Annotated in this window: 19 protein-coding genes and 1 pseudogene; 6 read left to right on the top strand and 14 right to left on the bottom strand. The window is 71.2% G+C overall.

All coding sequences use genetic code 11. From position 1 onward, the window contains the following. Positions 1 to 42: 42 nt before the first annotated feature. From OHA72_RS41045 to OHA72_RS41035, 3 genes are read right to left on the bottom strand one after another with little or no spacing between them, the layout of a single operon-like run. The gene (locus tag OHA72_RS41045) at positions 43 to 642 is read right to left on the bottom strand and encodes a TetR/AcrR family transcriptional regulator (RefSeq protein ID WP_327001478.1); all 600 of its coding nucleotides are present in this window, start codon (positions 640 to 642) and stop codon (positions 43 to 45) included. Positions 643 to 657: 15 nt separating this feature from the next. Beyond that, positions 658 to 1,389 carry an ABC transporter ATP-binding protein gene (locus OHA72_RS41040; protein WP_327001477.1) on the bottom strand — a complete coding sequence of 244 codons (732 nt, stop codon included), beginning with the start codon at positions 1,387 to 1,389 and terminating at the stop codon, positions 658 to 660. Then, positions 1,386 to 2,510: an ABC transporter permease gene (locus OHA72_RS41035; protein WP_327001476.1), complete on the bottom strand. Its 1,125-nt coding sequence runs from the start codon at positions 2,508 to 2,510 to the stop codon at positions 1,386 to 1,388. Before OHA72_RS41035 ends, OHA72_RS41040 begins: the two co-directional genes overlap by 4 nt. 166 nt (positions 2,511 to 2,676) lie before the next feature. Between OHA72_RS41035 and OHA72_RS41030 the strand changes: the two genes are divergently transcribed. Together OHA72_RS41030 and OHA72_RS41025 are read left to right on the top strand one after the other, a co-directional pair. Beyond that, positions 2,677 to 3,093 carry an SHOCT domain-containing protein gene (locus OHA72_RS41030; RefSeq protein ID WP_327001475.1) on the top strand — a complete coding sequence of 139 codons (417 nt, stop codon included), beginning with the start codon at positions 2,677 to 2,679 and terminating at the stop codon, positions 3,091 to 3,093. A 59-nt stretch (positions 3,094 to 3,152) separates the two neighbouring features. Continuing rightward, positions 3,153 to 3,731 carry a hypothetical protein gene (locus OHA72_RS41025; protein ID WP_327001474.1) on the top strand — a complete coding sequence of 193 codons (579 nt, stop codon included), beginning with the start codon at positions 3,153 to 3,155 and terminating at the stop codon, positions 3,729 to 3,731. Here the strand turns inward: OHA72_RS41025 and OHA72_RS41020 are convergent. The 8 genes and pseudogenes from OHA72_RS41020 to OHA72_RS40990 form a co-directional block, all read right to left on the bottom strand. Then, positions 3,703 to 4,902 (bottom strand): hypothetical protein, encoded by a 1,200-nt coding sequence (locus OHA72_RS41020; RefSeq protein ID WP_327001473.1) that lies wholly within the window; start codon positions 4,900 to 4,902, stop codon positions 3,703 to 3,705. The genes OHA72_RS41025 and OHA72_RS41020 overlap by 29 nt on opposite strands. 107 nt (positions 4,903 to 5,009) lie before the next feature. Further along, positions 5,010 to 6,257, bottom strand: a complete 1,248-nt coding sequence (locus OHA72_RS41015; protein WP_327001472.1) for a type III PLP-dependent enzyme — start codon at positions 6,255 to 6,257, stop codon at positions 5,010 to 5,012. Positions 6,258 to 6,400: 143 nt separating this feature from the next. Continuing rightward, a complete protein-coding gene (locus OHA72_RS41010) occupies positions 6,401 to 9,124 on the bottom strand; it encodes a putative bifunctional diguanylate cyclase/phosphodiesterase (RefSeq protein WP_327001471.1) in 2,724 nt (907 codons plus the stop codon). A 110-nt stretch (positions 9,125 to 9,234) separates the two neighbouring features. Then, complete coding sequence (locus OHA72_RS41005; protein ID WP_442788765.1) at positions 9,235 to 10,308, bottom strand: ROK family protein; 1,074 nt, start codon at positions 10,306 to 10,308, stop codon at positions 9,235 to 9,237. 207 nt (positions 10,309 to 10,515) lie between these two features. Continuing rightward, positions 10,516 to 10,710: pseudogene (locus tag OHA72_RS65105) on the bottom strand (sugar kinase); the annotation flags it as partial. 103 nt (positions 10,711 to 10,813) lie between these two features. Next, positions 10,814 to 12,073, bottom strand: coding sequence for a sugar ABC transporter permease (locus OHA72_RS41000; protein ID WP_327001469.1), 1,260 nt, complete (start codon positions 12,071 to 12,073; stop codon positions 10,814 to 10,816). After that, positions 12,070 to 12,843, bottom strand: coding sequence for an ATP-binding cassette domain-containing protein (locus OHA72_RS40995; RefSeq protein ID WP_327001468.1), 774 nt, complete (start codon positions 12,841 to 12,843; stop codon positions 12,070 to 12,072). The genes OHA72_RS41000 and OHA72_RS40995 overlap by 4 nt, the downstream gene beginning before the upstream one ends. 102 nt (positions 12,844 to 12,945) lie before the next feature. Beyond that, positions 12,946 to 14,046, bottom strand: a complete 1,101-nt coding sequence (locus tag OHA72_RS40990; protein ID WP_327001467.1) for a sugar ABC transporter substrate-binding protein — start codon at positions 14,044 to 14,046, stop codon at positions 12,946 to 12,948. A 316-nt stretch (positions 14,047 to 14,362) separates the two neighbouring features. Between OHA72_RS40990 and OHA72_RS40985 the strand changes: the two genes are divergently transcribed. Further along, on the top strand, positions 14,363 to 15,175 hold the full coding sequence (locus tag OHA72_RS40985; protein ID WP_327001466.1) for a hypothetical protein: 813 nt from the start codon (positions 14,363 to 14,365) through the stop codon (positions 15,173 to 15,175). A gap of 13 nt (positions 15,176 to 15,188) precedes the next feature. On the opposite strand, the gene OHA72_RS40980 is transcribed toward OHA72_RS40985, so the two are convergent. After that, on the bottom strand, positions 15,189 to 16,049 hold the full coding sequence (locus tag OHA72_RS40980; RefSeq protein WP_327001465.1) for a L,D-transpeptidase family protein: 861 nt from the start codon (positions 16,047 to 16,049) through the stop codon (positions 15,189 to 15,191). 19 nt (positions 16,050 to 16,068) lie between these two features. Here OHA72_RS40980 and OHA72_RS40975 point away from each other — a divergent pair, with 19 nt between their 5' ends. The 3 genes from OHA72_RS40975 (at position 16,069) to OHA72_RS40965 (ending at position 19,056) form a co-directional block, all read left to right on the top strand. Continuing rightward, a complete protein-coding gene (locus OHA72_RS40975) occupies positions 16,069 to 16,812 on the top strand; it encodes a M15 family metallopeptidase (RefSeq protein WP_327001464.1) in 744 nt (247 codons plus the stop codon). Positions 16,813 to 16,884: 72 nt separating this feature from the next. Then, on the top strand, positions 16,885 to 18,402 hold the full coding sequence (locus OHA72_RS40970; protein WP_327001463.1) for an outer membrane protein assembly factor BamB family protein: 1,518 nt from the start codon (positions 16,885 to 16,887) through the stop codon (positions 18,400 to 18,402). Positions 18,403 to 18,555: 153 nt separating this feature from the next. Beyond that, positions 18,556 to 19,056 (top strand): protein-tyrosine phosphatase family protein, encoded by a 501-nt coding sequence (locus OHA72_RS40965; protein ID WP_327001462.1) that lies wholly within the window; start codon positions 18,556 to 18,558, stop codon positions 19,054 to 19,056. Between the two features lie 76 nt (positions 19,057 to 19,132). Here OHA72_RS40965 and OHA72_RS40960 read toward each other — a convergent pair whose 3' ends face one another. Together OHA72_RS40960 and OHA72_RS40955 are read right to left on the bottom strand one after the other, a co-directional pair. Continuing rightward, positions 19,133 to 19,558 (bottom strand): hypothetical protein, encoded by a 426-nt coding sequence (locus OHA72_RS40960; protein WP_327001461.1) that lies wholly within the window; start codon positions 19,556 to 19,558, stop codon positions 19,133 to 19,135. Next, complete coding sequence (locus OHA72_RS40955) at positions 19,559 to 20,962, bottom strand: KamA family radical SAM protein (protein WP_327011764.1); 1,404 nt, start codon at positions 20,960 to 20,962, stop codon at positions 19,559 to 19,561. Positions 20,963 to 21,007: the final 45 nt, after the last annotated feature.

The raw sequence follows: 21,007 nt of genomic DNA, 5'->3' as shown, positions 1-21,007 counted from the left end.
GGCGGGCACCCGCAGACCCAGGATCCGGGCGCAACGCCGGGGCTACCGTTCGGGCCGGGACCTGCCCGCGGCTTGCAGGTACGGCTCGAGCATCTGCTTGACGAGGTCTCGGACGCCGTGCTGCGGGACTCCGTTTTCGATCATCTGGGATCCGGCCCGCACCACGGCCTGGATCAGCTCGGCCGTGTGCTGCGGCTGCGACGCTCCCGACCGGGTGAGCGCGTCGACGAGCGGCACGCGCAACTGCTCGTGCAGCTCCTTGCTGGATTCGGCCAGGGCGGCCCCTGGTGCCGCCATGGCCAGGCCGCGCATGACGGCGTGCTCGCCTTGGGCGACCAGCTCCAGGTTGGCGTCCGCGTATGCCAGGACCTGCTCGGCGGCGGTCGCCGCAGCATCCATGCGCTGGGCGACGAAGCCCGACCATCGGGGGAACATGTCCGCGATGACGGCTCCGAGCAGGTCTTCGCGTGATCTGAAGTACTGGTAGACGCTGGAACGCGCCAGGCCTGCCCGCTGCGCGACAGCGGACAGGCTCGGCGATTCGGGTGCTCCGGAGGCCAGGATGTCACGGGCGGCGTCGAGCAGGGCCCGGCGCTGCAGCGAGCGGTGCTCGGCGACCGTGGCCGCCTGAATCTTCGGCACGCACCCTCCCGGCGGTCATTGCTTGCTCAGCGCGCCGTCCATCATCTCGTAGACCGAGTCGCAGTACTGCAGCACCTCGGTGTCGTGGGTGACCATCACCGTGGCGACCCCGTGCCGGCTGGTCTCCCGCGCGAGCATCTGCACGATGTCGCGGCTGCGCGCCTGGTCGAGGGCGGCGGTGGGCTCGTCGACCAGCAGCAGGCGCGGGGAGGTGACCAGCGCGCGGGCTATTCCGACCCGCTGGCGCTCGCCGCCGGAGAGCTGGTGGGGCCGCCGGCCGGCCTTGCCCTCCATGCCGACCTCGGTCAGCAGCTCCATCGGATCGCGGTGGACCGCGCCCGGTGACGCGAACCGGGCCAGCAGGCGCAGCTGGTCGATGGCGGTCAGCGCGGGCAGCAGGTTGCCGGACTGGAAGACGAAGCCGACCAGGTCCCGCCGCAGCGCGGTCCGGGCCCGGCGGGAAGCCGTCGTCATCGGCCGCCCGGCGATGGTCACCGTCCCCGAGTCCGGCACTGCCAGCCCACCGGCTACCGCCAGGAGGCTGGACTTGCCGGATCCCGAGGGGCCGACGATGGCGGCGAACTCACCCGGGGTCACGGTGAGGTGCACGCCGTCGAGCGCGCGCACGGTGTCGTCGCCGTCGCCGAGCAGCATGGTCACGTCCCGCATGAAGAAGCCGTCCTGCTGTACGGGGTCGTGGGTGCCGTTCGTGGAGGCCTTCCGGCTGGTCCCGGGGTGTGCGTTCATCGGTTTCCTCCCAGTGCGGTCGCCGGGTCGACGGCGGCGATGCGGGCGATGGCCACCGCCGCTCCGGTCAGGCCCAGGCCCACCAGCAGCGCGGCGGCCAGCGCCACGGCCTGCACGTCCAGCGCGAACGGCACGCCGCCGCCCACCAGGGAGCCCAGCCCGGCGCCGGCGCCGATGCCGGCGGCGGCCGCGGCCAGCAGCAGCACCAGTGCCTGCGCCAGCCCGTCGCGCAGCAGATAGCCGGTGGGCGCGCCGAGCGCGCGGAGCACGGCGAGTTCGTGCTTGCGCTGGATGGTCCAGACGGTGAAGAACGCGCCTGCGACGAGTGCGCAGATCAGGTACAGGAACACCTGGATGAGGGTGAGCGTCGACGTTTCGGCGGTGTAGCCGGGAGAGGCGCCGTACGACTCGGACAGCGTCATGCTTTCGGTGCCGGCGGCGGCGTCGCCCGCGGCGAGGTCGACGTCGGTGCCGCGCACCGCGACGGCGGTGATCTCCTGGCGGGCGCGATCGGGGACGGGCTCGCCCGGCCCGGCGCCGGCGTGGATCGCCTGCCACGCGGCCAGCGGCAGATACGCGACGTCGACGTGGCCGAAGGTGTGCTGTGCGGCCAGCACGCCGACGACGGTGAGCCGGGTGCCGAGCCGGTCCACGGTCACGGTGTCACCGAGGCGCAGGCCCGCGTCGGTGGCGGTGCTGCTGACCACGATGCCGTCCGGGGCGGACAGCGGCGACCCGGCGGCGACCTTCGGCGCGAGGAACGAGCCGGGCTCGACCCCGAACAACGCGAGGTCGATCTCGACGCCCGAGCTGCTGCGGGCGTTGATGAGGGTGCTGCCGAACGCGGCGGCCTGGGTCACCCCGGGCTGGCGGGACCAGGTGTCCACCGCGTCGAGGCCGACGACGCTGCGGGTGAACGCGGCGTCGCGCGCGACGCCGTGGCTGAAGGCGAGCGAGGTGACCGGCAGTTGCTGCAACCCGGACACGCCGTCGCGGACCAGGCCCTGGGACAGGCCGGAGAGGAGAACCATGAGCACGGCGATGAGCGCGATGACCGCTCCCATCAGCGCGAAACGGGCACCGGCGAAGCGGAGCTCGCGGAGGGCTAGGAACACAGGCACGCTCCCACGTATGTTACTGACATCATGTCGGCATCTTACCGACACGATGTCAGTAACTTGGACCGGTGGGTGGTGCTGACCGGTGCGGGCCGCCGCCTGTGGTCAATGCGGTGGCTCACCCGCCCGAGGTGATGATCGGGCGGGGGAGGCGTTCAACGCTGAGAGTATGGAGGATTACTCGTTCGGTGACGTGGTGCTCGGAACGCTGTGGTTCATGCTGGTTTTCGCGTGGATCTGGCTGCTGATCAGTATCCTGACCGACGTGTTCCGCGATCCGGAGGTGAGCGGCTGGGGCAAGGCCGGCTGGACGTTGTTCCTGATCGTGTTCCCATGGCTGGGCGCGCTGGTGTACCTCGTCACCCGCGGGTCGTCGATGAACGCGCGGCACCGTGAGCGGGCGCGGGCGCAGGACGCCGAGGTCCGCGAGTACGTGCGCAGCGCCGCGGGTGCCCCGAGCCCCGCCGACGAGCTGGGCAAGCTCGCGGAACTGCAGCGCAGAGGGATCCTGACCGAGGCCGAGTACGCGCGTGCCAAGTCTGCGCTGCTGGAGCAGAGCCAGAACGGCGCCGGGGCGCGACGCTGAGCGCTGACGCCGAGGCCCTGAGCGAGTTCGAACGGCAACGCCTGCTGACGGATGCGCTGGTGTACGAAGGTCAGCAGCACTGGCTGCACTACCGGCACATCGAGCAGGAACGCAACCAGTTCCTGGGCTTCTTCTTCACGCTGCTGGTCGCGATCGTGGGGTTCTTGGTGGCGATCAGCGCCCGCTCGCCGACCTGGCCTGAGCTGGCGATGGGGCTGACGGCCATAGCCGCCGTGCTGGGCACGATCAGCCTGCTGATCTTCGCGAGCGTGCGGAAGTTCGGCGCGGCGCTGCGGGTGTACGACCGGGACATCGCCCGCATCAGGGAGTCGCTCTTCGAACGGGTCGAGCCGGCCCGGACCCATCTGGTGTCCGAGCCGGGCACGATCGCGATGCGGATGCGGCCACTGATGCTGCACCGGGTGTTCGACCCGCAGGTCGCGGCGGAGGTCATCGTCGGCACGTCGGCGGTGGTGGCCGTCGGGGTGCAGCTCTTCGTCGCCGTGGACTCGCTGGTCGCGGGAGGCTTCTCGGCCGGTCAGCGGGTCGTGGCGTGCACGCTGGCGTCGGTGAGCCTCGCCGGTGGCGCCGCGGCGGCCTGGACGTGGTTCACGGGCCGAGGACTGCAGGACCCGTAGCGGCCGCGGCGCGGCGGCGGGGGAGGCGCAGGCGGACGAGGGCCGACAGCGCTGCCGCCCCCAGGGTTGCCGCCGCCACGCCGCTGGTCAGGCCGATCGCGGGTGCCGCGACCAGCGCCGGCAGCAGCCGGACCGCGACGGCCCCGCCGAGGGCGCGGGTCGAGGCGCTCCAGGCGAGCACCGTGGTCACCGTGCCCGGGGCCGCGTCGCGGGCGATCCGGGCGTCCATGCCACCCTCGAACGCGGTCATGCTCAGCCCGGACAGGAACTGTGCGACGAACAGGCCGACCAGGTGGGCGGGTGCGAGCAGCCACCCGACCAGCATGCCGACGCCCCACAGCGGCCAGGTGACCTGCGTGGGGAGGCGGAGCCGGTCGACGACGGCGACCGCGGAGGACGACAGCAGGCAGCCGGCGCTGAACGCGATCGCCGCGCCCGCCACCGCCTTGTGGCCGTGCAGCTCGCTGGCGAGGGCGACGGACAGCAGGGTCGGGCCGGCCGCGAGGAGCGTGACGACGCCGCCGCCGGCGAGGACGGGCCACGGCAGCCGGGGGCGCCCGGTGCGGGCCCGGTCGTGCTCGCGCCGGGCGGTGCGGGTCACCTGCCCGTCGACGCCGGCGGCGGGCATCGACGGTCCGGCGGTGGCGGCGTCGCGTACCCGGGCCCGCCTGGCAGTCAGGATGGTCGGGACGAGGCTCATGCCGTACACCAGGAAAACGGCGATCAGACAGGCGCCGTGCAGGGGCAGCAACGCCGCGACCCCTGCGCCGGCGGCCTCGACGGCGGCGATGGACAGGGCGTAGCGGGTCATGGTCTGCGGGCGGGCGTCGACGGCGGCGACCTCGGCGCGCATGGCGGCGAACCCGGCGTAGGCGGCGACATGCATGAGGACGATCCCGGCCGCGATCAGCTTGCCGTCGTAGCCGGCGAGCAGCGCGGCCAGGGTCGCCACCCGCAGGATTGCCTCGGTGCCGCCGGCGAGCAGCAGCAGGGTGCGGCCGTGCAGGTACCGGGCGAGCCGGCCGGTGACGGGCGCGGACAGCACGACACCGACGAGCATGGCGGCGTTGAACAGCCCGGCGAGGGCCAGGCCACCGCGGTCGACGGCGACGAGGTTGAAGATCGTCCAGCCCAGGGACAGGCCGAACGAGTCGACCAGTCCGGACACCATCAGCTCGCGCAACCGCCCGGCGCGCCGACGCCCGCCGGGGGTCACACTGCGATGGCGGGACGGGCGCGCGGGCCGGTGCGTCCGAGGGGGCGCAACGGCAGTCGGCATCAGGCGCCGCCGACCCGGGCCGTGGGAAGGTGGGGCAGGTGGGCGGCCGGGACCGTCGGGGCAACGCCGCCGACGAACACGGGCTCCGGCGGCGGGAAGCCGTTGAAGTGCGAGGCGTAGCTCAGCGTGTACGCGCCGGCGGAGCCGATGTACAGCTTGTCGCCGACGTCGATGGTCGAGGGCAGGTTGACGCCGTAGAACATCGTGTCGGAGCTGTCGCACGACGGGCCGGTGACGGTGAACGGCAGGTGTGGCACCAGCGCGTGGTCGGTGCGCGACGTCCACAGCGGGAAGCGCCACTGCTGCACCGTCTGCTGGGTCTCCATCATGCCGTGGTAGGCGCCGATGTCGAGGTAGAGCCAGTTCTCCCCGGCGCGGACCTCGCGGCCGAGCACGGAGGACACCATGACGGAGCTCTCCGCGACGAGGTGCCGGCCCGGCTCGGCGGCGAGCAGGTTCGGCCGGTACGGCAGCAGCTCGCCGAGGGCCGGCACGATGGCCTCGGCGATCTGGCCGATGGACGGGACGCGCTCCACGTAGCGGGCCGGGAAGCCGCCGCCGAGGTCGAGCATCTCCAGGTGGATGCCGTCGGTGGCCAGGACCGCCATCAGCCGGCCGGCGGCCGCGATCGCCTGGCGCCACGCGCTGGTGGTGCCGCACTGGGAGCCGACGTGGAAGGTGACGCCGTACGGCCGCAGCCCCAGCTCCCGGGCGAGCAGCAGCAGGGCCCGGGCCTCGTGCGCCTCGGCGCCGAACTTGCGTGACAGCGGGAAGCTGCTGGTCGAGTCGTCGACGCGCAGGCGCATGTACACGGCCGCGCCGGGCGCGAGCTGGGCCAGCTTGTGCAGCTCGCCCTCGGAGTCGAAGCTGAAGCGCCACAGGCCGGCCTTGTGGGCCTCGACGATCGCGGCGGGCGGCTTGATCGGGTTGCTGTAGAGCACCTCGGCGGGGTCGACGCCGATCTCCTGCAGCATCCGCAGCTCGCCGATGGAGGCGACCTCGAAGCTGGAGCCGAGCGCCGCGAGGGTGCCCAGGATGTCGGTGCTGGGGTTGCACTTCATCGCGTAGAACGTGGAGACGCCGGGGATCGCGGCGGTGAAGGCGGTGTAGCGGTCCACGACGGTGTTCAGGTCGACTGCCAGGAACGGCGTGGGCACGTCGAACTCGGCCAGGGCCCGCGGGCCGAGGGCGGCCGGCCAGTGGCCGGGGAGGTCGAGTCGCGCCTGGTCGGTGAGGGCAGCCGTCATGTAGTGCGCTCCATTCTCGTGACAGGTCAGGAATGTGGTGGTGCCGTCGTACCGAGATCGGCACGCGGCGGCGGATCCTCACGGGGTGGGCGTTGCGGGTCGGGGGCGGAGCCCGCCGGTCCGCAACGGGCCGGCAACCGGCGTCAGGCGGCGAGCGCCGCCGGGTCGCGGAGCAGGGCACCGGCCTCCTCGGCCGGTAGCGGCCGGGAGAAGTAGTAGCCCTGGGCGAGGTCGCAGCCCATCCGGCGCAGCGCGAGGAACTGGGCGTACTGCTCGATGCCCTCCGCGACCGTGGCCATCCCGAGGCTCTGCCCGAGCTGCACGATCGTGCGGGCCAGGGCCGCGTCGGGGGTGGCGCCGCCGATGCGTTCCACGAACGACCGGTCGATCTTCAGCGTGTCCACGGGGAAGCGGCGCAGGTACGCCAGCGACGAGTACCCGGTGCCGAAGTCGTCGATGGCGAGCTTGACGCCGATCTCCTTGAGGCTGAGCAGGACGGCGAGGTTCTCCTCGGTGTCCGTCATCAGGACGCTCTCGGTCATCTCCAGGCACAGCCGCTCCGCGGGCAGCCCGGTGTCGGCGAGGACGCCGGCGACGATCGCGGGCAGGTCGGGCTGGTCGAACTGGCGGCCGGACACGTTGACGGCCATGGTCAGGACCCGGTCCGGGTCGTGCGTGCCCCATTCGACGCCCTGGCGGCAGGCCTCGGCGAGGACCCACTGGCCGAGGGGGCGGATGAGCCCGGTGGACTCGGCCAGGGGGATGAAGTCGGCGGGGGAGATCATGCCGCGCACTGGGTGCTGCCAGCGCACGAGGGCCTCGAAGCCGGTGATGGTGCCGGAGCGCAGCTCGATCGTCGGCTGGTAGTACAGCACCAGCTCGCCGGTGGTCTCCAGCGCGCGGCGCAGGTCGGCGGCGAGCTGGAGCCGGTCGACGAGGCCGGAGTGCATGGCGGGGTCGTAGCGGGTGAAGGTGCCCTCGCCGGCGGCCTTGGCCCGGTACATGGCCAGGTCGGCGTTGCGCATCAGCTGGTCGGCGTCGGAGGCGTCCGGGCCGGTCAGCGCGATGCCGATGGAGCCCTGGACGTGGATCTCGGTGTTGTCGATGTCGAACTGCCGGTCCAGGGCGTCGATGATCCGCGTGGCGAGGTCGTCGGCGTCGCCCTCGTCGCCGACCAGGTCGATGAGGACCGCGAACTCGTCGCCGCCGAAGCGGGCCACGGTGTCGCCGGGGCGCACCGCGGCGGCGAGCCGGTCGGCGACCTGGACGAGGAGCTGGTCGCCGGCGGCGTGCCCGAGGCTGTCGTTGACCTCCTTGAACCCGTCGAGGTCCAGGAACAGCACGGCGATGTCGGCGTCGCCGCGGCGGCGCAGCGCCAGCTCGACCCGGTCCTTGAACAGGGCCCGGTTCGCCAGCTTCGTGAGGCCGTCGTGGAACGCCTCGTGGACGAGCTGGTCCTCGAGCTCCTTGCGCTCGGAGATGTCACGGGAGTTGAGCACCAGGCCCTGCACGTTGACGTCGCCGAGCAGGTTGGTGACGGTCACCTCGGCGAGACGGTTCTGGCCGTCGGCGTGGCGCATCGGGATCTCCACGACGCGGCTGGCGTACGGGGTGTCGGCGACCGCGCCGAACGCCTCCTCGAGCCGGTCGCGGGCCTCGTCGGGCAGGAACCCGGTCAGCCGCTGCCCGGTGACCTGCTCGCGGTCGTAGCCGAAGACCCGCGCGACCGACTCGGACTGGTAGGTGACGACGCCGTCGAGCGACACGACGGTGACGACGTCGGAGCTGTGCTGCACGAGGGCCTGGAAGCGCTGCTCGCTGGCGCGCAGCTCGGCGGTGCGGGCCTCGACGCGGTCCTCGAGGTCGCGGGTCAGGTTGCGGTTCTCCAGCAGCGTGAGCAGCTGCCGGCCGACGATGAGCAGGATGATCGCGGAGCGGGTCCACGACACGACCGGGTCGTGGGCGCCGTGCCGCAGGACCTCGAAGGTGCTGGTGACGAGGGCGCCGAGGACGGCGATGTAGGGCAGCATCACGCCGAGGGGGCGGGTCGGCGCGGCGGAGTTCTCGGCCTCATGCGGGGCGTCGGGCTTGCGGGAGGCGAGCAGGATCAAGATGAACCCGACGAACCACCCGAGGTCGAGCACCGCGCCGGAGCCGTAGTTGTCGATGAGGGTCAGGTACGCGTAGCCGCTGTCGGACACGGTGAACGTGGCCAGTCCGGTGCCGACCAGCGGCATCGACATGGGCCGCTGCCCGCCGCTGCGCAGCCGGGCGAGGGTGAACAGCACGACGGTGAGCACGACGACGTCGCCGCCGGGGTACCAGAGCGTGACGAGCAGCGCGAGGAAGCTGTCCGCGCCCTGCCGCGCGAGCGGCCCGAGAATCAGGTTCCAGGTGATGAGCAGCAGCGACGCGGCGATCATGAGGCCGTCGAGGATGCTGCGGGCCTGCTGCGCGACGCTCTGCCGGCTCACCGGCAGCAGCAGCAGCCCGGCGGCGGTGAGCGGCATCATCCAGAAGTAGCCCGCGTCGGCGAGGGACGGGAACGGCACCTCGGTGCCCAGGATGGTCTCGTACCAGATGCAGAACATCTGTCCGACGGCCCAGGAAAGGGCGCCCAGCCCGGTCAGCGTCCACGACGAGCGCACCCGGCGGCCGGCGGGGCGCAGCGCCTTGGACAGGCAGCCCCAGGCGGCGGCGAGGGCGGCGCCGAACAGGGCGACGTTTGAGGTGTTCTGCGCCGCGATCGGCCCGCCGGCGCCGGTGACGAGCGCGACGAACAGGACCGCGGTGACGGCTGCCGCGGCGCCGCAGAGGACCGCGTAGCCCCGGGTCGGGGCCACGGCGTGCAGCAGCCTGCCCAACATGTCGCCTCCCCGTAGCCGTTCCCGTCCAGTGACCGGCAAGATCGGGTGACGGACGGCAGAACTGAGGCGTCGGGTTGCGCGGCAACCTCACCGCACCCTGCGGCCGCCGCTTACGCGAAGTCGAGGGGGTCGGCGAACAGCGGCTCGAACGCGAGCTCCGCGGCGCCGAGCAGGGCGGCGTCCTCGCCGAGGACGGGGGTGCGCAGCCGCACGTGCTCGCGGCAGGCGGGCAGCGCGTTGCGGTTGAGGCGGCTGCGCACCTGTGCGGCGGAGGCCAGGTACACCTCCCGCAGGGTGCCGCCGAAGATGACCATCTCGGGGTTGAAGATGTTGACCAGGTTCGCCACGCCGAAGCCGAGCCAGTCGCCGACCTGCCGGACCGCCGCCTGCGCGGAGGCGTCGCCGCGCCCGGCGGCGTCCACGACGGCGAGGATGCCCTCGCGGCCCGACGACGGGTCGCGGCCGGCGGCGGTGAGCAGGGCGTGCTCGCCGATCTCGGTCTCCCAGCAGCCGTGGGAGCCGCAGCTGCACGGCTTGCCGGCGGGGTTGACGACCATGTGGCCGACCTCGCCGCCGTAGCCGCCGTGGCCGGTGACGGGCCGCCCTGCGGCGATGATGCCACCGCCGACGCCGGCGTCGCCGTAGAGGTAGACGACGTTGTCGCAGCCGACGGCGGCGCCGCGGGCGTGTTCGGCGAGCGCGGCGAGGTCGGCGTTGTTGCGCACCTGCACCAGGGGCCGTGTCGCGTCACTGCCGGTGTCACTGCCGGTGTCATGACCGGTGTCACTGCCCCCGGTCGCGTCGCCGCCGGTGTCGCCGGTGTCGTCGGTGTCGGGGACCTCGTCGTCGAGCAGGTCGCCCTGGCCGGCCCCGGCGGGCACACCCGGCCCCCCGCCGGCGGGTCCGCGCCGCGCCGGCATGGTCCGGCCGTTGACGGCGTCCACCAGGTCGTCGTCGGGCGCCTGCCGCTGCGCGGGCACGGCGCCGGGTGCGCGCAGCCGGGTGGCCGGGAACAGGTCGACGCCGGTGCTGATGATGACGTCGGCGAGGGCCTCGCCGAGCGGCTGGTCGACCCAGCCGAGCTCGGGGCCGAGCCGGACGAAGCCGTCCTCGCGGCGCACCATGGCGGACACCGCCGCGGCGCTGCCGACGAGCCGGGCGCCGGGTGGGGCGGCCTTCTGCATCTTGCGGACGAAGTCGGCGATCGGCGCGACGACCTGCGCCGCGCTGCGGTCGCCGCGCTCCCGCACGGCGGCGTGCCGGTCGAGCACGACGCCGCCGAGGCCGACGCGGGCGGCGACGATGCGGTCGACCTCGACGGCGAACGCGAAGACGTACACCTGCTCGGACTCGGGGCGCACGACCAGTGACGGGCGACCCGCCTTGCCCCGCTGCTCGCGGGGCACGCCCTCGCTGACCAGACCGGCGGCGGCCAGATCGGCGGTCAGCGCGCCGATGGTGCTGCGGTTGAGCCCCAGGCTGGTGGTGAGGTCGGCGCGGGACATGGCGCCATGGAGGTGCACGGAACGCAGGAGAGCACCGAGGTTGCTCCTGCGGATCTCCTCCTGGCTGGGGCCGACGCGCATGCTCGTCTTTCTCGTTGGTGGTGCCTGCCGCTTACCGTACGACCGTCCTGCTGGCCGGAACAGGGCCGTTGTGGCGCCTGCTCCGGCCGGCGGGACGGCGCGGCTATCTCAGCCCGGTGGACGCGGCCCGGCGGCGCGACAGGGCGTCGATGCCGGCGGCGGCGAGGAGGACGACACCGGTGACGATGAACTTCTGCCCGGCGCTGTACTGCATGAGGCCCATGCCGTTCTCGATGACGGCGACGACCGCGCCACCGAGGACCGCGTCGAGGACCCTGCCCTTGCCGCCGAAGAGGCTGGTGCCGCCGATGACGGCCGCGCCGACGGCGTAGAGCAGCACGTTGCTGCCGCCGGTGTTCGGGTCGACCGACGCCTGCCGGGAGGCGGCGATGATGCCGCCGACCGCCGCCATGGCCGAGCAGATGACGAAGACGGAGATGCGGATCCCGTCGACGTTGATACCGGCCCGGCGGGCGGCCTCCTTGTTGCCGCCGACGGCGTACAGGTGCCGCCCGTAGCCGGTGCGGCCCAGCACGAACGTCCAGATCACCAGCAGGATGCCGATGAGCAGGACGACCATCGGGACGCCCTTCTGCGAGAACAGGATGTTGCGGCCCCGCTCGAGGTTGAGCACGTACACGGCGACGCCCATGAGCGCGGCGATCGAGCCGACCCGCAGCGCGATGACCGTCATCGGCTCGACGGCGAGGCCCCGGCGGGCACGGCTGGTCCGCTTCCACAGGTGCAGGGCGGCGATCGCGGCGATGGTGACGCCGTACAGGATCCAGCCCTGCAGCGGGGTGAACCGGCCGTCGAAGTTGATCTTCTTGATCGTCGGGTCGTCGACGGAGATGATCGTGCCGCCCTTGATGAGCAGCAGCACCGTGCCCTGGAAGGCGAGGAACGCGGCGAGCGTCACCACGAAGGACGGGATGCCGATCTTCGCCACGAGCAGACCGATGACGACACCGATCACGACGCCGGTGACGACCGCGCCGAGGATCGCCACGTACCAGGGGAAGCCGTGGGTGGTGAGCAGGGTCGCCAGGACCGCTGCGCAGACGCCGCTGGCGTAGCCCGCGGACAGGTCGATCTCGCCGAGCAGCAGCACGAACACCAGGCCCATGGCGATGACGGTGACGGCCGCGCCCTGGGAGAGCAGGTTGGCGAAGTTGGCCGCGCTGAAGAACACCGGTCGGGCCGAGGAGAAGATGATCGTCAGCGTGATCAGGCCGAGGATCGCGGGCAGGGCGCCCATGTCCCCGCCGCGGACCTTCGCGAAGTAGTTGCTCACGTAGAGGCCGAGGGTCACCGGCTGGCCGGCGGGCGCCTTCTCCTCCGGCGGCACGGTGGAGATAGTCATACCGTCGCTCCGTTCTGGCGAAGCCCGAGGTCGCCGCTGCGACCGGAGGTGATGAGCTCCACGATCTGCGAATGGGTCACGTCCGTGGCGCTGACCTGGGCACACATCTGGCCGAGGAACAGCGCGGCGATCCGGTCTGCGACCGCGAACACGTCGTTCATGTTGTGCGAGATCAGCACGACGGCGAGGCCGTTGTCGGCGAGGCGGCGCACCAGCTCCAGCACCTGGGCGGTCTGCGCGACGCCGAGCGCGGCGGTGGGCTCGTCGAGCACGACCAGGCGGTTGTTCCACAGCACGGCCTTCGCGATCGCGACCGTCTGCCGCTGCCCGCCGGACAGGCTCGACACGTGCTGACGGACCGATCTGACGGTGCGCACCGACAGCCCCGCGAGGGTCTCCGCGGCCTTCTGCTCCATCGTGATGTCGTCCAGGACGATGCCGCTCTTGATCTCGCGGCCGAGGAACATGTTCTGGACGATGTCAAGGTTGTCGCAGAGCGCGAGGTCCTGGTAGACGATCTCGACCCCGAGCGCGGCGGCGTCGCGCGGCCCATGGACGCTGACCGGCTTGCCGTCGAACAGGTACTCGCCCGAGTCGATGGAGTAGATCCCGCCGAGGCACTTGACCAGGGTGGACTTGCCGGCGCCATTGTCGCCGACGAGGGCGGTGACCTGGCCGGCGTGCGCGGAGAAGTCCACGTCGCGCAGGACCTGGACGGGTCCGAAGCTCTTGTTGAGCCCACGGACCTCCAGCAGAGGTGTGTCGGTCACGATGCTCCTTCTTGCATGTCCGACGGGGGTTGTCCGATCACACCCACGCACCCGGTGCCCGCAGCAGGGACTGCGGACACCGGGCGCGCTATGGGTCGTTCCTTACTTGATGCCCGCCGTGGCGCACTTGGCGGCGAAGTCGCCGGTGCACAGTTCGGCGACCGTGACGTAGCCGTCGTCGATGACGTCCTTCACGTTGTCCTTGGTGATCGACTTCGGGGTCAGCAGGACGGCGTCGACCTCACGCTTGCCCTCCGGGTCGGTCACCTTCTGGGAGGTGGCGCCCTTCTCACCCTTGGCCAGGCCGATGGCGAGCTTGGCGGCCGCGTCGGCCTCCTGCTTGACGGCCTTGTAGACGGTCATGCACTGGTCACCGTTGAGGATGTTCTGCAGGCCCTGGACGGTCGCGTCCTGGCCGGTGACCGGGACCTTGCCGTTGAGCTTCTGCTTCTTGAGGATGTTGATCGCGGCGTTGCCGAGACCGTCGTTGGCGGCCAGGACGCCCGCGATGTTCGGGGTCGAGGTCAGCATCTGCTCGAAGGTGGTGCCGGCCGTGGTGTTGTCCCACTCGGCGACCCACTGGTCCGGGCCCTTGACGTATTCGCCGCTGTCGTACTTGGCCTTGAGCACGCCGTCGTAGCCCTGCTTGAACAGCGTGGCGTTGTTGTCGGTCTGCGAGCCGTTGAGCTCGGCGATGACCGGCTTGGTGGCCTTCGCGTCGGTGAGGCACTTGACCAGGCCCTCACCCTGCAGCTTGCCCACCGCGACGTTGTCGAAGCTGACGTAGTAGGCGGCGGAGCCGCCGAGGGTCAGCCGGTCGTAGTCGATGGTCGCGACGCCGGCGGACTTGGCCTTGTCGAGCACGGCCTTGCCGGTGCCGGAGTCCAGGTTGACGATCATGAGGACGTTGACGCCGCCCGTGATCATCTGCTCGGCGATGGTCTGGAACGCGGCCTTGTCGTTCTGCGCGTTCTGGATGTCGTAGTCGACGCCGGCGGTCTTGAACGCCTGCTCGAGGTATTTGCGGTCCGCGGTCTCCCAGCGGGCGGAAGACTTGCTGTCAGGCAGGATGACGCCGATCTTCGCCTTCTTGGTGTTGCTGCCGGTGCCGGGGTCGGAGGCCTTGTCGTCGTCGCCACAGGCGGTGAGCCCGCCGGTGGCGAGGACGCCTACCGCCAACAGGGAGAGGATCCCTTTGCGCATTTGCACGGGTCCTTTCAAATATGCGCCTTGCGGGCGCTAGGGGGTTCGGGGCGGGAGTCCACCGTCAGGGTGTGTCTTCGGGACGACGGTGATTGTTGTGTCCGGCAACGTATTCCCCAACGGCCCGTGGGCACAAGGCCGACACGATTTCGAAATTGTTGTTGGCGGTAACAATTGCGCAACGCGCCCGCAACCACGCCCGCCGGTGGGTCCCGCCATGATCATCTCGCGGTTCGGTTGCCAGACGGTTGCGTAGAACGGAGAAACCTGCGCGATCTTTCCGCTTCGCGACTTTCGTGGTGGCTATCCTCACGTCATGATCACTCCGCCGTTCGCGCCGGAGATCCTCGCCGAGTTCCCGGAGCTCACCGCCCTCGGCAGGACCGCGACCCGCCTGCACCCGCGGGGCGGGACGCCGGGCGTCGGCGACAGCCACGTCGGCGGCCCGCTCGCGTGGCCCGCCGACGAGCCGTGGCCGGTGTGCACCCGCGAACTGCGCGACGGCCGCCGCCACGCCCGCCCCAACCCGCTCGTGCCGCTGGCGCAGCTGTGGGCCTCGGACATCCCCGACCTGCCACGCGCCGTCCCCGGCGGCTCCGAACCCGACCTGCTGCAGGTGCTGTGGTGCCCGGTCGAGCACCTGCGCGAGCCGCACGGACCCGCCGTGCAGGTGCACCGGCGCCGCTCCGCGGACCTCCCGCCCGACCTGCTCACCGACCCGCCGCAGGGCGACATCGAGCGCGCCGAGTGGATCCCCACGCCGTGCGTGCTGCACCCGGAGCAGATCATGGACCACCCGTGCGCCGACGCGCTTCCGGCGGCCTTGCGCGACCGCATGCCGCCCGGCGTGGCGGCCGGGTTCGTCGCCCCCGGCTGGAAGGTCGGCGGCCACCCGCGCCGCCCCGGCGCGATGCCGTGCCCGCAGTGCGGCACACGGGCCGAGCTGCTGCTGGTCGTCGCCGACCGCGAGTACGACGCCGAGACGTACCACTGGATCCCCGTCGAGGAACAGGACCTGGACTGGTCCGCGCCGCACGGCGACGCCTACGAGCGCCCGACCGGCCTGCGCCTCGACGGCGACCTGCACGTCTTCGCCTGCCCCGACTGCGGCACCGTGCACGTCGCGTGACGCTGCCGCCGCGTCAGTAGCGCGACAGCTGCGAGGTCGGCGACAGCACGATGCGCGGGTTCGCCGCCGGGTTCAGCCACCGCAGCAACGCCACCAGGTCCGCCTGCGGCAGGCTCACGCAGCCGAGCGTGGCTCCGGCGGTGGCCTGGTGCAGGAAGATGCCGGACCCGCGCCCCGGCGTCGCCGGTATGTTGTAGCGGATCACCGCGAAGTACGTGTACTGCGGGCTGATCTGCCACAGTGGCTCGCTCGGCCCGCCCGGGTTCGCGCCGTGGTGGAACGTGTTGTACCCCGGCGACGAGCTGTTCTCGTCCCACCAGTCGTCCTGGACCAGCTTGTGGTAGCTGTACCTCACGCCGGGATTGGCGGCGATGCCGTACATGGTGCCGTCGAAGGAGTACACGCCGGTCGGGGTCGTCTTGTCGCCCTCGTGCTTGTCGCCGCTGAAGCCGTTGCCACCGATCCGGGCGGTCATCGCCGACAGGGCCGGCTGCCAGACCCCGCCGGTCTTCGCATACGCCCGCAGGCTCGCGGTCGTCGCAGACGCGCTCGCCGCCTGCACGATGACGACCTGCGTGGTGTTGCCGGGCAAGGTCTTGAGCCGGGAGGCGTCGTTCGCCGCGGCCGTGGTCCCGGCGGCGGCGGCCGACTTCTTCGACGCGGACGGCGACGGGGACGCCTTGGACGCTGACGGCGAGACTGACGGTGACGCATCAACCGATGGTGACGCCTCGGCGGACACCTCCGGCGAGGCGGACGCGACCGGCTGCGCCGAGGCGGAAGGCTTCCCGCCGCACGCCGTCAGCACGGCCAGAAGAGCGGCGATCGCGGGCAGGACCTGCGGGGCGCGTCGTCTGCGCTGGTCAACCGGCACGACCCATAGTATCGATCCTATGTCGATCCGCACCCGGACCCGCCCGATACCCGCATTCGTGCTGCTCGTGCTCGTGCTCGCGGGCTGCGGCGGCGGGACCGGCGGCACCCCGGCCAGCGGCGCACCCCCGTCACCGACGGTCATCGCCTCGTCGGCCGCCGCTTCGCCGACCGCCGCCGCATCGGGCCCTGCCGCGTTCGTGGGCACCGTGGAGGTGCTGCCGGCGGAGGCCAGGCAGCGGATGACCGGCGTGTCGTGGCGGGCGGGCTGCCCGGTCGGCCTCGACGACCTGCGCCTGCTGCGGCTGTCCTATGTCGACTTCGACGGCGCGGCGAAGGTGGGGGAGCTCGTCGTGCACCGGGCGATCGCCGACGCGGCCGTGCGGGTCTTCGCGAAGCTCTACGCGGCGCGCTTCCCGATCCGCGGCATGCAGACCATCGAGGCGTACGGCGGCAGCGACGACGCGTCGATGGCCGCCGACAACACGTCGGGCTTCAACTGCCGCAACGTGCCGAACACCAAGCACTGGTCGAACCACGCCTACGGCCGGGCCATCGACGTCAACACCGTGGAGAACCCGTACCTGCCGGGCAAGCAGATCATGCCGCCGGCCGGCAAGGACTACCTGGACCGGAGTACCGTCAGACCCGGGATGATCATCGCCGGCGACGTGGTCGTGACCGCGTTCAAGGCCGAGGGCTTCGCCTGGGGCGGCGCGTGGCGCACCGGAGTGGACTACCAGCACTTCGAGAAGCCCGGGTGAGCCCGGTGGCACGGATCCCATAACGCCGTTCGGGGGAGCCGCGCAGTGGCGGGGGATCGACATACTGTCGCCATGTCACGTACGGGGACGTTCCGTCTCATGCTCGCCGCTGCCCTGGTTCTCGTCCTGGGCGGGATCGCCACCACCGCGTACGCGTTGCGCGACACCGCCTCGGAGGAGCCCGAAGTCTCCGCGACCGGCGCGCCCGCCGCGTCGACTGCCGCGTCGCCGTCGAAACCACCGTTCGCCGGCTGGTCGGATCCGGAGCTGGTCGGCAAGCCGTACGGCACGAAGGTCCAGGGTCTGCTGACGTTCCGCGGCAACCCGACCCGCACCTACTACGGGCAGGGCCCGGTGCCGCGCACCATGCCGGTGCACAAGTGGCAGTTCCCGAAGACCGGCGGCCTGTGCCGGATGTCGGAGGACAAGGGCAAGACGACGCAGTGGTGCGGCAACGGCTGGACCGGCCAGCCCGCCGTCTTCGAGAAGGACGGCCGGACCTGGGTCGTGTTCGGCGCCTACGACGGTGCCATCCACTTCCTGGACGCCGCCACCGGCGAGCGGATCCTGCCCGACTTCATGACCGGTGACATCATCAAGGGCACCGTGACGATGGACCCGGACGGCTTCCCGCTGCTGTACTCCGGCTCCCGCGACAACTTCTACCGGGTCATCGCCCTGGACCGGGACAAGCCGACCGAGCTGTGGAAGCTGTCGGCGGACGCGGTGAAGCCCGTGATGTGGAACGACGACTGGGACGGCTCCGGCCTCATCATCGACGACTACCTGTTCGAGGGCGGCGAGAACAGCCAGTTCCACATCGTGAAGCTCAACCGTGGCTACGACGCCAACGGCAAGGTCACGGTGAACCCGAAGCTGGTGTTCAACACCCCGGGCTGGGACGCGCAACTGCTCAAGGACTTCGGCGACAGCAACGTCTCCATCGAGAACTCCGTCGCGATCTACAAGGACACCGTGTACTTCGCCAACTCCGGCGGTCTCGTGCAGGGCTGGGACATCAGCGGCCTGAAGACGGGCAAGACGCCGACCCGGGTGTTCCGCTTCTGGACGGGCGACGACACGGACGCCTCGATCGTCATCGACGAGGCAGGCTTCCTGTACGTCGGCTCCGAGTACGAGAAGGGCAACGCCCGTTCCAAGCAGGTCGGGCAGATGCTGAAGCTCGACCCGTCCAAGCCCGACAACCCGGTCGTGTGGTCGGTGAAGGACCAGGGGAGCAAGCCCGCCGGCATCTGGGGCACGCCGGCGTTGTTCAAGGACATCGCGATCTTCGACACCACCGGCGGCGACGTCATGGGCCTGGACCGCGTGACGGGCGCGGTCCGCTGGAAGTTCCGCGTGCCCGGTGGCGAGACCTGGCAGTCCCCGGTCGTCGTCGACGACACCCTGTTCATCGGTGACTGCTCCGGCGTCATGCACGCCTACGACGTGAAGGACACCAACGCCCAGCCGAAGCTGCTGTGGGAGCTGAAGATCGGCGGCTGCATCGAGTCGACCCCGGCGGTCTGGAAGGGCGCCATGTACTTCGGCACCCGCGCCGGCGCCATCCACTCGCTGTCGGTGTCCTGACCTCTCTGCCTAGTGTCCTAGGACGCCCTACGCGCTGCGGCCCGGGCCACGTCAGTCTGACGTGGCCCGGGCCGCAGCGTCTGGGATCGTGGGGAACGCCGCGCGACACTCCCGCGCGCCCTCCGGAGCCGTGAGAAGGGCAGGCATCGTCCGATGCGTCCTACCTTGTTCACCGTCGAGCTGCCCGGTCCCGGGCGGCTCAGCACCATGGCCAAACCGCGGGGCGGTGACTGGCTCGCCGATGAGATGACCGCGCTGCATGCCGCGGGCGTTGACGTGCTCGTCAGTGCCCTGACGGCCGCCGAGCTCCACGAGGTCGACCTCGTGGCGGAGCCCGGCGAGGCACATGCCGCGGGGCTGGAGTTCGTCTCCGTGCCGATTCCCGACCGTGGCGTGCCCGAGCCCGCCGCCGTCCTGCCGGAGTTGCGGCGGCTCGCCGGCCGCGTGCGCGACGGCGCCCACGTCGTCACGCACTGCCGGATCGGCATCGGCCGGGCGTCCCTGCTCGCGGCCGGCGTCCTGGTGTTCAACGGGCTGGCGCCCGACGACGCGTGGCACCGCATCGAACAGGCCCGTGGGCTCGCGGTGCCCGACACACCGCAACAGCGTGAATGGCCGCGCCACCTGCTCAACCGTCATATCCTAGCGTCCTAGGATGCCTTAGAGGACGTGGCTACCGCCACGTCAGAACACAAGCAGCCGCTACGCGGCGGATTTCCGTTTTTGTCGGTCAGGGACCGCTGCTGGGGCTTGAGGGGCGCTGGATGACCGGCTGCTGGCAGGCGACGACCGCGTCGAGGTGCCAGCCGAGGGGATCGTGGTCGCGGAAGGTCAGCACGGCGACCGTGTGCGCCTGGGCGTCGAAGGCGATGTCGATGCGGTCGGGTTGCTCGTACACCCGGTGCAGGCCGGCGAGCAGGGTGGTGGAGCGCGCCTTCGCCCAGGCGGTCGCCAGTTGCTCCGGCGTGCGGGTCTCGCGAGTGGTAGGCGCGGCGGTGGCGTAGGCGGCGGCGATGTGGCCGTCCTTGGCGCACTGGAGGCGACCGGCGGGGTCGGGGCCGGCCTCGCCGCCGGAGTCGCCGATCGAGTTGATGTACAGGATGACGGCGACCGCGGCGAGGCTCAGCCCGAGGAGGCGCAGAATGTTACGGCGCACTCACCCAGCGTAGGCGACCAAGGGGAGCTGTGCCTCGGCTCGCCATTTGGCGATGCCGGAGGCGGGCAGGGTGTCGATCGGGTCGTAGTACGGGTACGTGCGGTCGAGGTCCATGGACGAGTCCTCGATGGAGGTGCGGTAGTTCTTCGTCCAGTAGGTGATGCCGCGTTCCCGGTCGTAGTCGGTGACCATGTGGACCCAGCGCTTGCCGACGAAGGGCACGTCGCAGACGATCCGTGGGGTGGCGTAGCCGGGCAGGTAGCCCATGATGTCGTGCTGGAGCTGCTGGGCCTGCCAGACGGCGACGCGCCAGTGCTCGGCGTTGGGGATCATGTCGCACATGTAGAAGTAGTACGGCAGGATGCCGGCCTCGCCTTGCAGCGCGAAGCAGAGGTCGAGCAGGTCGGCGGCGGTGGCGTTGACGCCGCGCATGAGGACGCCCTGGTTGCGCACGTCGCGGACGCCGACCTCGAGGGCGGTGTGTGCGGCGCGGGCGACGAGCGGGGTGAGGGACTGGGCGTGGTTGACGTGGGTGTGGATGGCGAGGTTGACGCCGCGGCGGGCGGCGGTGCGGGCGACGCGCTCGAGGCCTTCCACGACGGCGGGCTGCAGCCAGTGCTGGGGGAGTCCGGCGAGGGCCTTGGTGGCGAGGCGGATGTCGCGGATGGTGTCGATGGCGAGCAGTCGCATGAGGAACGTCTCGAGCTGGGGCCAGGGGACGTTGGCGACGTCGCCGCCGGAGACGACGACGTCGCGGACGCCGGGCTGCCCCTTCAGGTAGTTGATCATCGCGTCGTAGCGGTCGACGGGCTTGAGTGCGAGTTTGAGCTTGGAGACGGCGGGGGTGCTGTTGCCGACGAGGTCCATGCGGGTGCAGTGGCCGCAGTACTGGGGGCAGGTGGACAGCAGTTCGGCGAGGACCTTGGTGGGGTAGCGGTGGGTGAGGCCTTCGGCGACCCACATGTCGTGTTCGTGGAGTGAGTCGCGGCTGGCGTGGGGGTGTGAGGCGAAGTCGGTGAGCCGGTCCGAGGCGACGGGGAGCATGTAGCGGCGGACGGGGTCGGCGAGCAGTGTCTTGTCGGTGATCTCGCCGGTCGGCACCATCGTGTTGATCATGTGTGGTGGGACGAGCATCGACATGGTGGCCTGGGTGGCCTGGTCGAGGGCGAGGTCGTCGTAGAAGCCGGCGGAGATGAGGTCGCCGTAGACGGTGCGCAGCTGGGCGATGTTCTTGACGCAGTGGGCCCGCTGCCATTGGGCGGATTCCCATTCGTCCCGGGTGACGTCGCGCCAGCCGGGGAGGCGTCGCCAGTCCGGCTCGACGAGCTCGTGGCGTTGATACGCGTACGGCTGCACGGCACACCTCCAGAAATTCTGCGCTAGAACCGTCACAGTAGCGAAGATTCTACGGCGTTTCGAGACGACGCGGGAGATTCTACTGTCTGTCAT

The organism is Dactylosporangium sp. NBC_01737 (assembly GCF_035963215.1).
Lineage (GTDB): Bacteria > Actinomycetota > Actinomycetes > Mycobacteriales > Micromonosporaceae > Dactylosporangium.
This window is presented reverse-complemented; position numbering and strand designations above follow the sequence as displayed.